The 12,769-nt window shown below is 50.5% G+C and carries 10 protein-coding genes and 2 pseudogenes; 10 read left to right on the top strand and 2 right to left on the bottom strand.

Going from position 1 to position 12,769, the window contains the following annotated elements; translation table 11 throughout:
- Window positions 1-290: pseudogene (locus H7A81_RS20490) on the bottom strand (ferric-rhodotorulic acid/ferric-coprogen receptor FhuE); the annotation flags it as partial.
- Between the two features lie 450 nt (window positions 291-740).
- Here H7A81_RS20490 and H7A81_RS20485 point away from each other — a divergent pair.
- Window positions 741-1,832, top strand: coding sequence for a YncE family protein (locus H7A81_RS20485; RefSeq protein ID WP_034829915.1), 1,092 nt, complete (start codon window positions 741-743; stop codon window positions 1,830-1,832).
- 60 nt (window positions 1,833-1,892) lie between these two features.
- Here H7A81_RS20485 and H7A81_RS20480 read toward each other — a convergent pair whose 3' ends face one another.
- On the bottom strand, window positions 1,893-2,762 hold the full coding sequence (locus tag H7A81_RS20480; protein ID WP_160867471.1) for an AraC family transcriptional regulator: 870 nt from the start codon (window positions 2,760-2,762) through the stop codon (window positions 1,893-1,895).
- Between the two features lie 755 nt (window positions 2,763-3,517).
- Between H7A81_RS20480 and H7A81_RS20475 the strand changes: the two genes are divergently transcribed.
- The 9 genes and pseudogenes from H7A81_RS20475 to H7A81_RS20435 all read left to right on the top strand — a co-directional run.
- Window positions 3,518-4,927 carry a sugar porter family MFS transporter gene (locus H7A81_RS20475; RefSeq protein WP_182058553.1) on the top strand — a complete coding sequence of 470 codons (1,410 nt, stop codon included), beginning with the start codon at window positions 3,518-3,520 and terminating at the stop codon, window positions 4,925-4,927.
- A 15-nt stretch (window positions 4,928-4,942) separates the two neighbouring features.
- Window positions 4,943-5,956 (top strand): Gfo/Idh/MocA family protein, encoded by a 1,014-nt coding sequence (locus tag H7A81_RS20470; RefSeq protein ID WP_182058552.1) that lies wholly within the window; start codon window positions 4,943-4,945, stop codon window positions 5,954-5,956.
- A 31-nt stretch (window positions 5,957-5,987) separates the two neighbouring features.
- Window positions 5,988-6,416: a PTS sugar transporter subunit IIA gene (locus tag H7A81_RS20465; RefSeq protein WP_034829911.1), complete on the top strand. Its 429-nt coding sequence runs from the start codon at window positions 5,988-5,990 to the stop codon at window positions 6,414-6,416.
- A 27-nt stretch (window positions 6,417-6,443) separates the two neighbouring features.
- On the top strand, window positions 6,444-7,385 hold the full coding sequence (locus tag H7A81_RS20460) for a sugar phosphate isomerase/epimerase (protein WP_097119039.1): 942 nt from the start codon (window positions 6,444-6,446) through the stop codon (window positions 7,383-7,385).
- A 353-nt stretch (window positions 7,386-7,738) separates the two neighbouring features.
- Window positions 7,739-8,278, top strand: a complete 540-nt coding sequence (locus tag H7A81_RS20455) for a sorbitol dehydrogenase family protein (RefSeq protein ID WP_182058551.1) — start codon at window positions 7,739-7,741, stop codon at window positions 8,276-8,278.
- 20 nt (window positions 8,279-8,298) lie between these two features.
- Entirely contained in the window at window positions 8,299-9,927 is a 1,629-nt protein-coding gene (locus tag H7A81_RS20450) for a GMC family oxidoreductase (RefSeq protein ID WP_182058550.1), read from the top strand.
- 2 nt (window positions 9,928-9,929) lie between these two features.
- Window positions 9,930-11,309 (top strand): cytochrome c, encoded by a 1,380-nt coding sequence (locus H7A81_RS20445; protein ID WP_182058549.1) that lies wholly within the window; start codon window positions 9,930-9,932, stop codon window positions 11,307-11,309.
- Window positions 11,310-11,365: 56 nt separating this feature from the next.
- On the top strand, window positions 11,366-11,866 hold the full coding sequence (locus H7A81_RS20440; RefSeq protein ID WP_182058548.1) for a sorbitol dehydrogenase family protein: 501 nt from the start codon (window positions 11,366-11,368) through the stop codon (window positions 11,864-11,866).
- 20 nt (window positions 11,867-11,886) lie between these two features.
- Window positions 11,887-12,621 (top strand): annotated as a pseudogene (locus H7A81_RS20435) (FAD-dependent oxidoreductase); the annotation flags it as partial.
- Window positions 12,622-12,769 lie beyond the last annotated feature (148 nt).

Below are 12,769 nucleotides of genomic sequence, written 5' to 3'. Positions count from 1 at the left end.
GTTTGCAACTGCTGGTCCTGCATACGCTGTTGCGTCACCACACTGACAGATTGCGGCACGTCACGCGGCGTGAGTAGCAGCTTGGTGCCTGCTCGCGTGGTTTTCACCGCATAGTCCTGCTTGTCATTATCATCACTACTGTCACTGGTGGTCGCATTGACCACCAGATCCTGCTGAGTGGTATCAGCAGCCTGCGCCAATGTGGGGTCGAGAAGGGCGTGTACTGCCATAGCCAACAATGAAACGCTGAACGTTTTGCGGATACCTGATTCCCTGCCGATCGAAGACATAATCGTTTCCGTGGTAAATGATGGTTATAAGAAGCCATTACGCTTCGGTTGTTATGCTGGTGGTTGCGTCGTGCTACCCAAAAGGGCAGAACAATTGAATCTACTATCTAATTACGAACGCCAATGATAATCATTTGCTTTATAGAATCTCGCAAGGATTCAATTTGAAGTGTAATAATGTGTAAATTCGAGGAAATTCAGTTCACTAGATGGATTTATAACCCGCTAGTTGCGGACGTTTTCACATTTATCAGGCAAGATTTTGCTCGTTTTAGCCCTACACAGCGCCCGATTTGGCTGAACGCTCATTTCATTAAGTGGATGGAATGAGCACATAAATCCACGCGAATATTTGATTACTTTACGTTAATGCGTATGATTCTCATTCTTCTTATATTTTCCGCCCGCTACGATGTGGTCGGAGCCGTTCATCCATTGATGGAGTTCAGCATGAAATCGTTGTTTAGCCCGCGTAAAGCCACTGTTGCTATGGCGATCGCCGCAGCATTTAGCCTGACGGCTTGCCAGGCACCAGCCAAAAAAGCCGAGGCACCAGCCGCTGAGACTGTAAAACCGGTTGATACCGCAGTGTTGAAACGCGACCTGGGCGATGGTCTGTACGAAATGGCCTACTCTCCAGCATCGAAAGCACTGTTTGTCGCCAGCGCACAGGCATTCAAAGATGTTAACGGCGGTATGATCTATCGTCTTGATCCTGCGACGCTTGAGACCAAGGGTGAGACTCACACCGATCTGAAAAACTTTGGTACGGCGATCGATGAGCAGGGCAGCGTGTTCTACACCACCAACTCACTGGATGGCGCTATTTCCAAAGTGGACGCGCAAAGCGGTAAAGTGCTGCAGCGTTTAGTGTTCCCGGGCAAAATCAGCAAAGAAGGCTACCCAGCGGGTGCGCGTGAAGTGCTTTGGCATGGCAATGAGTTGTATGTCGGTCGAGTGGCCGATCCAGGTTATATCTCCGTGGTCGATACTAAGACCTTCAAACTGAAAACCGAGATTAAAAATGCGGGCAAATGGGTAACGGGCATTATTTACTCTCCGGTTACTGAACGTATTTATGCGGCCAACGGCTCTGGCGAAATCCTGGTGATTAATCCGCGCACCCACAAAATCGAGAAGCGCTGGACAGCCGGTGACGGTAAAGAGTATCTGTTCCTGAACATGGCAGAAGATCCATCCACTGGCCGCCTGTTTGTGACTGACGATTCTAAAGGCAAAGCCACATTGGTCTTTGACGAGCGCACCGGTAAAGTGATCAAGCGTATCGAGGGTGATTCTCTGGGTATTAAATTCGATGCGAAGCGCAATGAGATCTTCATCAGCCAGCGCGAATCGAAGAAAGTACTGCAGTTGGATGCCACCACTTACGCAGTGAAGAACAGTTGGTCATTCGAACAGAATCCCAACAGCCTGCTGATTGGACCGGATAACAATACCCTGTATGTGACCTTGAAGGCCGAGTTCAATAAAGACTCTTCAACTAAAGGCACCGATGGTATTGCGCGTATTACACTGAAATAAGATTGCGCTATGAAAAGATGCCCTCGAAAGAGGGCATTTTGCTTTTGGAAGAACGAAAAATTAACGATTGAGTTGTCCTGTCAGCCAGAATTTTTTATAGCGTGCAGGTGGAATGCCGACAAGATTATGAAAGATGCGATGGAAGTTATTGACGTTATCGTAACCCACGGCGTTAGCCACCTCAGTGACCCCCAGATTGGTGCTCAATAGCAAATTTTGCGCCTCGCCAATTCGGCGACGTGTCTGATATTGTTTGGGTGAATAACCTGAATAATCTTTAAATACGTGCGCCAGATAAAATTGATTCATATTCAATGCAGCGGTGATCGAACTCAGTGCGATATCTTCTTTATAGTGATTATCAATGTAATCTTTGATGCGTTGTCCCAGTAGGGTGTTATTGCTCTCCTGCTCTTGTTTGTTTTCAATCCAGATATTGCGGCACAGTAATAACAGCACGCTCAGTAAGTTATCGCCGATTTCGGCACTAAAGAGCCGTTTGCTGTTAACGTGTGCCCACATCTGATCAAACAACTGGCAAATTTCATCATAAAACTCACCGCTGGGCATCACGGCAGGTTGGGCGCGCGTGGTGAGAACATTGAGAGGCAAGCCATCAACCTTAAGTTGTTCAACGCCGCAACTGAAGATCAATAAATCGTCTGACGCATCAGGGCTTTCGTCATGAAGTACATTCGCGTTAAACAACATGATATCGCCTTGCTTGACGTTATAGCCTCGGCCATCGATGTTGTATATGCCACTGCCTGAGCGTATGAACATCACTTCAAAGCGGTCATCATGCTTGTGCATGACGCGAGGAATGGCCTCTTCTTTACCTTCTGCTTTGCACATAAACGCCAGGCGCGGACGCAAACTGTTGTCGAAGCCACGGGCGGAGGGATGTTCATTTATGCAAAAGGTAATCATGGTAGCTCCTGTTGGTATAGCGCTATTCTTGCATTAGTTTTCAGCCTCGTAATCATCATTTTTGCTTTTTACTGATATTTAATCCATTGACAGGTAAGGCGTTGATGATTTTAGGAGAGTGCCAGGTGTTGATTTTTGTTTTTTAAACATTGGCTAAAATATAAATTTGATCGTCGTCACACTTTTATTTTAATCAAAACATACCCACACATTAAATACCAGGAAAGCATGATGTTATGTTGAGCGGCATGAACTTGCACTCAATAAGGATAAGTTGAGGGCTAAAGTGAAAATATCATCAAAATTGCTGTGTACGAACAGGTAGAAATACAAAATTGACGAAACCACAGGCGATAAGCGCCATTAAATGCGTGCCATAGTCGCTAAGAAATATTTTAACAAAAATGTGAAAAAATGGCTTTTTTTAATCTGTCTTCATTCTTGCTATGTCAACGCACAATATTTGCAATGTGACTTTAATCACTGGTTTTTGTGATTTTTATGAGGAATATATGATCTTTCGCACGCTGTTAAATCGTGTGGGCGAGAGCAACTGGTGTTTGGAATTCACTTTGATATAACGTTGTTGTAACGAGAAGGGGACTGACAGCGTGTTCAGCGTTGCCAGAAAAATAACAATAATGATGTTGTGCATTAATTAAATGTTCTGATTCAGGCTGCGTAAAATTCCTCAGCGACGACTGACCAAAAATACGGCTTGCAACGGTTTTACCTTACAACCAGATGGAACAGCTATGTATAATAAAACGAACCTGCAAAATCCTCAGCGCATGCGGTTAATCACCATTGTTTCAACAATTGGTGGTTTATGCTTTGGTTATGATACCGGTGTTATTTCCGGTGCGCTGATCTTCATGAAGTATGACCTGAATCTGACACCTGCGCAGGAAGGTTTTATTACCTCATTCCTGTTATTCGGTGCGGCACTTGGATCGTTATTTGGCGGATATTTATCGGATAAACAGGGGAGGCGTAAAAACCTGCTATGGGTTGCAGCTATCTTTATGTTTGGCGCTTTAGGCACTGCATTCGCCTGGGATGTGCCCTCAATGATTGTGGCCCGCTTTATTCTGGGCTTAGCGGTGGGCTGTGCCTCCGTTACAGTACCTATTTATATTTCCGAATTAGCGCGGGTAGATCAGCGTGAACGATTGGTGACGGTCAACGAATTAATGATCGTGACCGGGCAATTCCTGGCGTATTCCGTTAACGCTGCGATTGTAAACCTGTATCCAGAGATGCAGCACAACTGGCGCATTATGCTGGCGATTCCCGCACTGCCGGGTGCGCTTTTGTGGTTCGGGATGTTAATGATGCCTGAATCGCCACGCTTCTTTATTCGCCGTGGCGAAACGGATAAGGCCGTGAAGGTGCTGAAAACATTGCGCCTTCCGGAGGAAGTAGACCGCGAAGTGAAAGAGATTCAGCAGATCGTTAAGGCTGATCAGGTGAAGTTTAATCTGTTCGCTGAGCTAAAAAATCGCTGGGTGATTCAACTGGTTTTGATTGGTTTAATGATTGTGCTGGCCACTCGAGTGACTGGAGTCAACACCATCATGTACTACGCGCCAACCGTCCTGAAAGCAACTGGGCTCGGTGATGCGGCAGCGGTTACCGGCGCGGTGGCAAACGGCATTATCTCCGTATTGTCGACGCTGCTGGGCATGGCGTTGATTGGCAAGCATTCACGCCGAAAAATGTTTTTCACCGGTCAGGCTGGGGTAACCGTTAGCCTGGTGTTGATTGGCCTTGCGTTTAAATTCTTCTTCCACACTGAAACCGTCAACGGAGTGGATACGCTGCATGCCAATTTCGCCAACGCACCTTATGTCATTCTTGGCTTGATGTTGGTATTCCTGGTGTTTATGCAGGGTTGGATTGCGCCGGTATTCTGGCTGATGTTAGCGGAAATCTATCCATTAAGAATGCGTGGTGTCGGCATGGGCTTTGCGGTATTTGGCCTGTGGATCTTCGACTTTATGATCCAATCCATCTTCCCTTATTTGCTTAGCCATTACGGTGGCGGCATGACTTTCGGTTTCTTCGGCGCGACCAACGTCATCATGCTTATTCTGCTGGTGAAATATTTACCAGAAACGCGTGGCCTGACTCTAGAACAGATTGAAAAGAAATTTCGTTTTTAACCTGAGGATGAATAAATGACAGTCAAAATCGGCTTAATTGGTCTGGGCATGATCGGCCGGGACCATCTGAAACGTTTCCACCATGTTATTTCCGGCGCGCAAGTCACTGCTGTTTGCGATATTAACCACACAACAGCCGATGCCGTGGCGAACGAATTTGGTGCCACCGCGTTTTATGATGCAGAAGAGATGATCAATTCCGAATTGGTCGATGCAGTCTTTATCTGCTCTATTGGTCCGGTACACAAAGCGCAAATTTTGGCGGCCTTTAATGCGGGCAAGCCCGTATTCTGCGAAAAACCGCTGACACCAACGGCTGATGAATCGAAAGAAATTATTGATGCAGAAGTAAAAGCGGGTAAGCGCCTTTTACAATTGGGCTTTATGCGTCGTTTTGACCCGGGTTATCAGGCGCTGAAGCAGTCGATTGAGGGTGGCGCGTTGGGCGACATCATGTTGATTCACTGTGCTCACCGCAACCCGTCAGTACCAGAGAGCTACACGCTTGAGATGGCGGTTAACGACTCCGCCACTCACGAAATCGACATCATTCGCTATTTGTTGAACGAAAACATCACGTCTGTGCGTGTAGACAAGCCGCGTAAGAAAACCCGCCGCGCATTGCCGCACTTGCAGGATCCGCTGATTGTGATCTTCGAAACCGAATCCGGTGTTCGTATTGACGATGAACTGTTTGTGAACTGCCACTACGGCTACGACATCCGCTGTGAAGTGATTGGTGAAAATGCCATCGCCGCCTTGACGGAGCAACAGTTCATCAGTACCCGCTCACTGAACGGCAATGCAAAACACATTGCGCAATCTTGCATGGAACGTTTTGCAACGGCTTACGATCGCGAAGTTCAGCATTTTGTTGACAGCGTGCGTGATGGTCGCGAAATGAGCGGCCCTTCCTCCTGGGATGGCTACGTCGTCGCGCTGGTCTGTGATGCCGGTCTGGCTTCGCTGAAAGATGGCGAGAAACATGACGTGGTGATTCCAGAGCAGCCCGCGCTTTATCGCCAATAACTTAACTTCTCGCGAAAAGTGAGGAATGACGATGTTGAAACTGACGGAAGATGCGCTGCATTTGCAATGTCGGGCAGCGAATAAAAACCAAGCCATTGAGATAGCGGCAAAGGCGTTAGAGCAGTCCGGTTATGTAAAACCTGGCTTTATCAATGGCATGTTAGCGCGTGAAAAAAGCGTTTCTACCTATATTGGGGCGGGTATTGCTTTCCCTCATTGTGCGAAAGAGAACCTCGACCAGGTGATTAAAACCGGGTATCAGGTTTTTCAATTTCCAAATGGTGTGAGTTGGGGCGCTGGAAAGGTGGTGTTTGTCGTCGTTGCTGTTGCGGCAACTGAAAATGAACATATTCCACTGTTAGCTGATATTGCCAATTTGCTCGGCGATGAAGTGAAAACCACGTTATTAGCCAATGCAAAAACCAAACAAGAATTTATCGAACAATTTGAGAAAGCGTGATTTACGCACCAGATGAAGGATTAAACAATGAAGCTTGCATTATGTACTGACGTTCTGGCGGATTTACCTTTCGCGGCGATGCTGGATAAAGTTAAAAGCTACGGTATTGAGGGCGTAGAAATGACGGCAGGTGGATGGTCACCCTGTCCGCACGTGAAAACAGAGGAACTTCTGGCCTCGCCAGAAAAACTGGAGAAGTTCAAGCAAGAGCTGGCTGAACGAGAAATGCGCATCGTGGCGTTAAACTGCTCAGGGAACCCGTTGGCACCGGGTGAATTGGGTGAGACACACACGAAAAGTAGCTATCGCGCGGTAGAGTTGGCAGGCAAGTTGGGCGTGAAAAAGATCGTGATGATGAGTGGCCTGCCAGGTGGGGGGCCAGAAGATCGCGTGCCGAACTGGATTACCTCTACCATCTCATGGCCAGATTATATGCCGGGTGTAATCGATTATCAGTGGAATGAGGTGGCCATTCCGTGGTGGAAGAAATTTGTCCAGCACGCTAAACAGCATGGCGTCGAACAAATCGCGATTGAAGAGTTCCCATGCCAATTGGTGTACAACCCCTCGACATTGCTGCGCCTGCGTCACGAGGTGGATGACATGATCGGCATGAACCTCGATCCTTCGCACCTGATTGCGATGGGTGCGGACCCGATTGCTGCTGCACGTAAGCTGGAAGGGGCAGTGTTCCACGTCCACGGCAAGGACGCGCGTATTGAGCGTGGTTTGGCCGACGTTGACGGCTTGATGGAGTATCAACCGGTGACGAACACGAAAACCCGGACCTGGAACTACGTTGCTGTCGGTTGCGGTCAGGATCTGAAGTGGTGGAAAGAGTTCTTCTCTGTATTGCGCATGACCGGTTACAACGGCGACGTCTCGCTGGAGATGGAAGACCTTACCATGAGCGTGGAAGCGGGCTTGCAGACTTCCATTGATGCGCTGAATGCAACGTTGAGCAAGTAAGTTTCTGCTGTTTTGCAAGCCGCTATCTCTTTGGGATGGCGGCTTTTTTTATGGTCATGATAATCCTCACATCTCGCAGCCCTTATCCCTATTGGGACATACATCACTCGAAGTGATTATGCGTTAGCTTTTAATGCCCAAACTCGCTCAATTTTGATTTTAAAACATCATTACGTATGGCTTTTGTTTAAGAACCATTTATTATATTAAAAGTCCGTGTCGTTATAAGGCATCTGATTAACATTGCGTTATGTGATTGTTAAATCGTGGTGCTGTTACGTTATTCAAATAATTAGATTTTTTCACCTTCGCCTTGCGATGGTTTTGAGCCGTGTCACTAACAGGGATACACCATGAGTAAGTTGCAAGACCTGCCGTTTGGCGAGGTCCAGTTGTCACGTCGGAGAGTATTACTGTCCGGCGCTGTGATCGTGGCAGGCGGCCTGATCACCTCGGCGCTTCCGCGTTTGGCGTTTGCAGACTCGTCGAAAAATTTCATTCCTTTCATGCAGATATCTCGTCTTCTGGTCAATCACAAACTGGATGATGCGGTCGGGCAGCGCATGTTGGCGCTGTTGGAACTCGAACAGCCGGAACTCATGACAAATCTCAATCATCTGCTGGCGATTGCCAAAGCCAATAAGGCGCAGATCGTTGAAGATTTCTTCCCGGCGATTCCGGAAGGTGCTTTGCAGCAACTGGCGCACAAAATCATCTTTGGCTGGTACACCGGCTGCCTCGAACCGAAACGTTCGGCAAAAGCGTTCGCTTATGAACAGGCGCTGACCTGGCACACCACGATGGACACCATCACGATTCCGTCTTACGGCATCAGTGGGCCAAATAACTGGCAGCGCACCAACACACCGGTTCTTCCCGTACCGCAATTCTGACCAATAAAAGAAGATATAATATGGCAGCTCCTTCTCAGTCACCCGTGGTGATCGTTGGCACCGGCGTGGTCGGTGTGGTGATCGCTGAACAACTGCTTGATGCCGGCATTCCGGTATTGATGCTGGAAGCCGGTCCGCGCGTTTCGCGTGCCGAAATCGTTGAAAATTATCGCAATCTACCCCTGGCGGCCAAAGGTAATCCTATTGAGTGCTATCCGTCACGCGATTGGGCTCCGCATCCGGAACCGGCAGGGGCGGGCAAAGGGTATCTGCAATTAAGCGGCGAAGACTCTTATGCGCAAAGCTATGTGCGCTATGCGGGTGGATCGACCTGGCACTGGGCGGGCACATGTTGGCGCTTAACGCCAGCAGATATGCAATTGCATTCTCGTTACGGCGTTGGCCGTGACTGGGCGTTTGATTATGAGACGCTGGAACCTTATTACGCCCGTGCTGAATATAAACTCGGCATTTGTGGACCGGACGATCCGGCACTGCAATGGCCTCCACTGCGTTCGAAACCTTATCCGATGCCCGCGCTGCCGTTTGGACCGGGTGAAGCACGCTTTACCGAAGTGGTGCGCGAGAAGCTGGGGTTGCACAACATCCCTACCGCGCAGGCCCGTAACAGCGGTATGTCCTATGACGATCGCCCGGCATGCTGCGCCAATAACAACTGCGTGCCGGTTTGTCCGGTGGGCGCGAAGTATGATGGTGCGACGGCACTTTCCCGCCTCGAAGCCAAAGGTGCCACTATCCTTGATAACGCGGTGGTGTGGCGTATTGAAACCAATGCCGGCAACAAAATCGAAGCGGTGCACTACTACGATCAGCACAAGCAAACCCATCGTGTCAGCGGCAAGCTGTTCATCATTGCGTGTAACGGGCTGGAAACACCAAAATTGCTGCTGATGTCTGCTGATTCGCGCAACCCGAACGGCATTGCGAATAGCTCCGATCAAGTCGGCCGCAACATGATGGACCATCCACAAATCACCATGACCTTAACGCTGGATGAACCTTATTGGGCGGGCGTAGGACCGGTGGTGAATAGCGGCATTATGGAAACCTCGCAAGGCGATTTCCGTTCTGAGCACGCTGGCGCTTACTTCCGCTTCAACAACTTTGCGCGCAACCGCTTCGTCACTTTTGGCGCACTGGAGAAAGGGCTGGTGGGTAAAGCACTGGATGAAGAGATCCGCCGCATGACCGCCTGCACCGCCGATATCGTGCTGGCGCATGAGATCCTGCCTGATGCCAATAACCGCCTGACGCTGAGCGATAAAAAGGATTGGCTTGGTCTGCCGAAACCGGCCATTCACTACAATGTGGGCGACTATGTTCGCCGTTCGTACCTGAACTACTCCAAACCGATCGCTGACAAGATTGCCGAAGCGATGGGCGCGATCGATAAGAAGTTCTCGAAACAATTCAACCAGAGCAAGCACATCATGGGTGGCACCATCATGGGTAACGACCCGGCTAATTCGGTAGTGGATAATGAGTGTCGCGCTCACGATCACCGCAATCTGTTCCTGCCGGGCGGCGGGGCGATGGCAAGTACCGCCTGCGGTAACAGCACCTTGACGATGGTGGCGCTCGCCTTTAAAGCCGCTGATGCCATCGTTAAACAGGCTCTGGAGGCGTAATCATGTTGAAAATAAAACAGATCGCGCTGGTTCTGGCACTGGCGAGCGGTGCCGCTCATGCCGCTGATGATGCCTTGGTCAAAAAAGGTGAATATTTAGCGGTAGCCTCAGATTGTACTGCCTGTCATACCGCTGAACACGGTAAACCCTTCGCCGGTGGCAAAGCGATTGAGTCACCGGTGGGTGAAATCATCGCCACCAACATCACGCCGTCGAAGGTCGCAGGGATTGGCAACTACAGTGAGCAGCAATTTGCTGATGCGCTGCGTAAAGGTGTGCGTGCCGATGGCGCCAATCTTTATCCGGCGATGCCTTACACCGCGTACGCCACCTTAACGGATGAAGATGTGCATGCGCTGTACGCCTACTTCATGTCAGGCGTGCAGCCGGTGGATAACACGACGGAAGAGACCCATCTGCCGTTCCCGTTGAATCTGCGTTTTTCGATGATGTTCTGGAACGCGCTGTTCCTGAAAGCACCGGGCTACACAGCGGATGCGTCACACTCTGACAGCTGGAATCGCGGACGCTATCTGGTGGATGGCGCAGCGCACTGTAGCACTTGCCACACCCCACGCGGTTTCCTGATGCAGGAGAAAGAGGGTGATGCCTTTACTGGTGCGCAGGTCGGCCCGTGGTTCGCGCCGAATATCACCGCCAACGCGGTGAGTGGGATTGGCCAGTGGTCACAGCAGGATCTTATCACTTACCTGAAAACCGGTCGTCTCGCGGGGAAAGCCCAGGCTGCTGGTAGCATGGCGGAGGCGATTACCCACAGCTTCCAGCACTTATCGGATGTCGATTTGGCCGCCATTGCCGAATACATGGGCAGCGTGACGGATAAAGATGCACCTGCGAGCGGCGCTTCGCGCTTCGAACAGGGTAAAGCGGCTCAAAATCTGGTGGCGTTCCGTGGTGATGCATTCAACGCGCCCACCAGCGATGAAGGTGCTCGCCTGTTCTCCGGCAATTGCGCGTCTTGTCACGGCAGCAGCGGCCAGGGAACCAAAGACGCGTTTTATCCGAGCCTATTCCATAATAGTGCTACAGCAGAGCGTAATCCGTCGAACCTGATTGCTACCATTCTTTACGGTGTGCAGCGTCATACCGCCGAAGGTGATGTGTTTATGCCGCCGTTTGGTTCGCAGCCGAACGCACTGAATCAGCTTGATGATCAGCAAGTTGCCACGCTGTCGAACTGGATCTTGCATCACTACGGCAATGTTGACGCAACCGTCTCACCTGATCAGGTGGCGGAGATCCGTCGTGGTGGACCGTCATCACCACTGGTGATGCTGGCGCAGGTCGGGGTGGGCGTCGGTGCCTTGGTGGTGATTGCACTGCTGGTGTGGTGGCTGATACGCCGCAGACATAAAAAATAGATTTGATTTTATTCTGTCGCCTGTGATGGCAGGCGACGTTTTTACTGGAAGACACTATGAAGCACTACTCACGCCGCCGCGTGTTGAAGATGGTCGGGCTGGTGACGATTGCCAGCGCCGCAGGCCAGCTTTTGCCGTTGCCGCGCCTTAACGCCGCCCAGTCACCGACCAATGTGGCTGGGCTGGATGATTTTATGCAGATTTCACAACTGCTGACGCAACAAGAATCCCTGAACGCCACCGTTGGGCGTGCGCTGCTTTTGGCCCTGAGTCAGACGCAGAAAGGTTTTCTTCCTGCGCTGGCACAGTTGAAGGCGTTACTGCAAAACCAGCCAGAACTGCTGCAGCAAGATCACCTGGCGTTTGTCTCGGATGCGGACAGCGAAAAGTTAGCCAAAGCGATACTCGGTGGTTGGTACAACGGTGTGGTCGGCAAGGGCAATCACGCGCTGTATGTCACCTACGTGAACACGCTCGCCAATCTGCTGGTGGATGACAAATTAGTGCCGCCGAGTTTCTCCTACGGCAAATGTGGTAGCTGGGCGCAACAGCCCTGATTCAGAAGAGTAATGTCGTTATGAAAAACAACAATTCCGCCGATGTGGTTGTTATCGGCGCGGGCGTTAACGGCTCGCTGCTGGCGACCCGTCTGGCAAAAGCAGGTAAATCAGTACTGTTACTGGAGTCCGGCCCGAAAGTAGCACGCGATCAGCTGGTTGAGCGTTTCCGAGCATCGGCGTTCAAATCTGACTTTATGTCGCCGTATCCGTTCTCGCCTAAGGCACCGCATCCGCGCTATACACCAGAACCGAATGATTACCTGCATCAGGCCGGGCCGCATCCGTTTGCTGCGCAGTACATTCGCATGTTTGGTGGCACCAGCTGGCACTGGGCGGCGCAGTTGTGGCGCTTTGTTCCCAACGACTTCCGTCAGCACAGCCAGTATGGCGTGGGTAAAGATTGGCCGATAGGTTATGAGGACCTGGAAGATTACTACTATCAGGCCGAAGTGATCGCGGGGGTAGGCGGATCGCCGGACAATGGTTCGCCGCGCAGCAAACCTTATCCGATGGAGCGCGTGCCGGCGTCCTGGTTGCAGCAACGCGTGACCGCACGCCTGGCACCCGACTTCACCGTGCTCGATGACAGCACGGGTCGCAACAGCCACAGTTACGATGGCCGTCCGGCCTGCTGCGGCAATAACAACTGCATGCCGCTTTGCCCAATCGACGCCCAGTATCACGGCGGGATTGCCGCACAGCAGGCTGAAAACAGCGGCGTGAAAGTGATCACCGAAGCGGTGGTGTATCAGAGAACGGAAAAAGACACGACCGAAATCCAATCCCATTCAGAAAACTCGTTTGCCGGCTTCTGATTGGAAAAAAAAAAAGAAATAGGAAGAGAACAAACTCGCACACAAATAAAGAAAATAAAAAACGGATGAACGCATACTAGTGTAA

The sequence above is a fragment of the Pantoea sp. ME81 genome (assembly GCF_903970985.1).
Classification (GTDB): Bacteria; Pseudomonadota; Gammaproteobacteria; order Enterobacterales; family Enterobacteriaceae; genus Pantoea; species Pantoea communis.
The sequence above is the reverse complement of the archived record's forward strand: the minus strand, read 5'-3'. Positions and strand labels throughout refer to the sequence as shown.

Coding starts and splice junctions, on each gene's coding strand:
- H7A81_RS20485 (WP_034829915.1), top strand. CDS start 741: ATGAAATCGTTGTTTAGCCCGCGTAAAGCCACTGTTGCTATGGCGATC.
- H7A81_RS20460 (WP_097119039.1), top strand. CDS start 6,444: ATGAAGCTTGCATTATGTACTGACGTTCTGGCGGATTTACCTTTCGCG.
- H7A81_RS20455 (WP_182058551.1), top strand. CDS start 7,739: ATGAGTAAGTTGCAAGACCTGCCGTTTGGCGAGGTCCAGTTGTCACGT.
- H7A81_RS20475 (WP_182058553.1), top strand. CDS start 3,518: ATGTATAATAAAACGAACCTGCAAAATCCTCAGCGCATGCGGTTAATC.
- H7A81_RS20445 (WP_182058549.1), top strand. CDS start 9,930: ATGTTGAAAATAAAACAGATCGCGCTGGTTCTGGCACTGGCGAGCGGT.
- H7A81_RS20470 (WP_182058552.1), top strand. CDS start 4,943: ATGACAGTCAAAATCGGCTTAATTGGTCTGGGCATGATCGGCCGGGAC.
- H7A81_RS20465 (WP_034829911.1), top strand. CDS start 5,988: ATGTTGAAACTGACGGAAGATGCGCTGCATTTGCAATGTCGGGCAGCG.
- H7A81_RS20440 (WP_182058548.1), top strand. CDS start 11,366: ATGAAGCACTACTCACGCCGCCGCGTGTTGAAGATGGTCGGGCTGGTG.
- H7A81_RS20450 (WP_182058550.1), top strand. CDS start 8,299: ATGGCAGCTCCTTCTCAGTCACCCGTGGTGATCGTTGGCACCGGCGTG.
- H7A81_RS20480 (WP_160867471.1), bottom strand. CDS start 2,762: ATGATTACCTTTTGCATAAATGAACATCCCTCCGCCCGTGGCTTCGAC.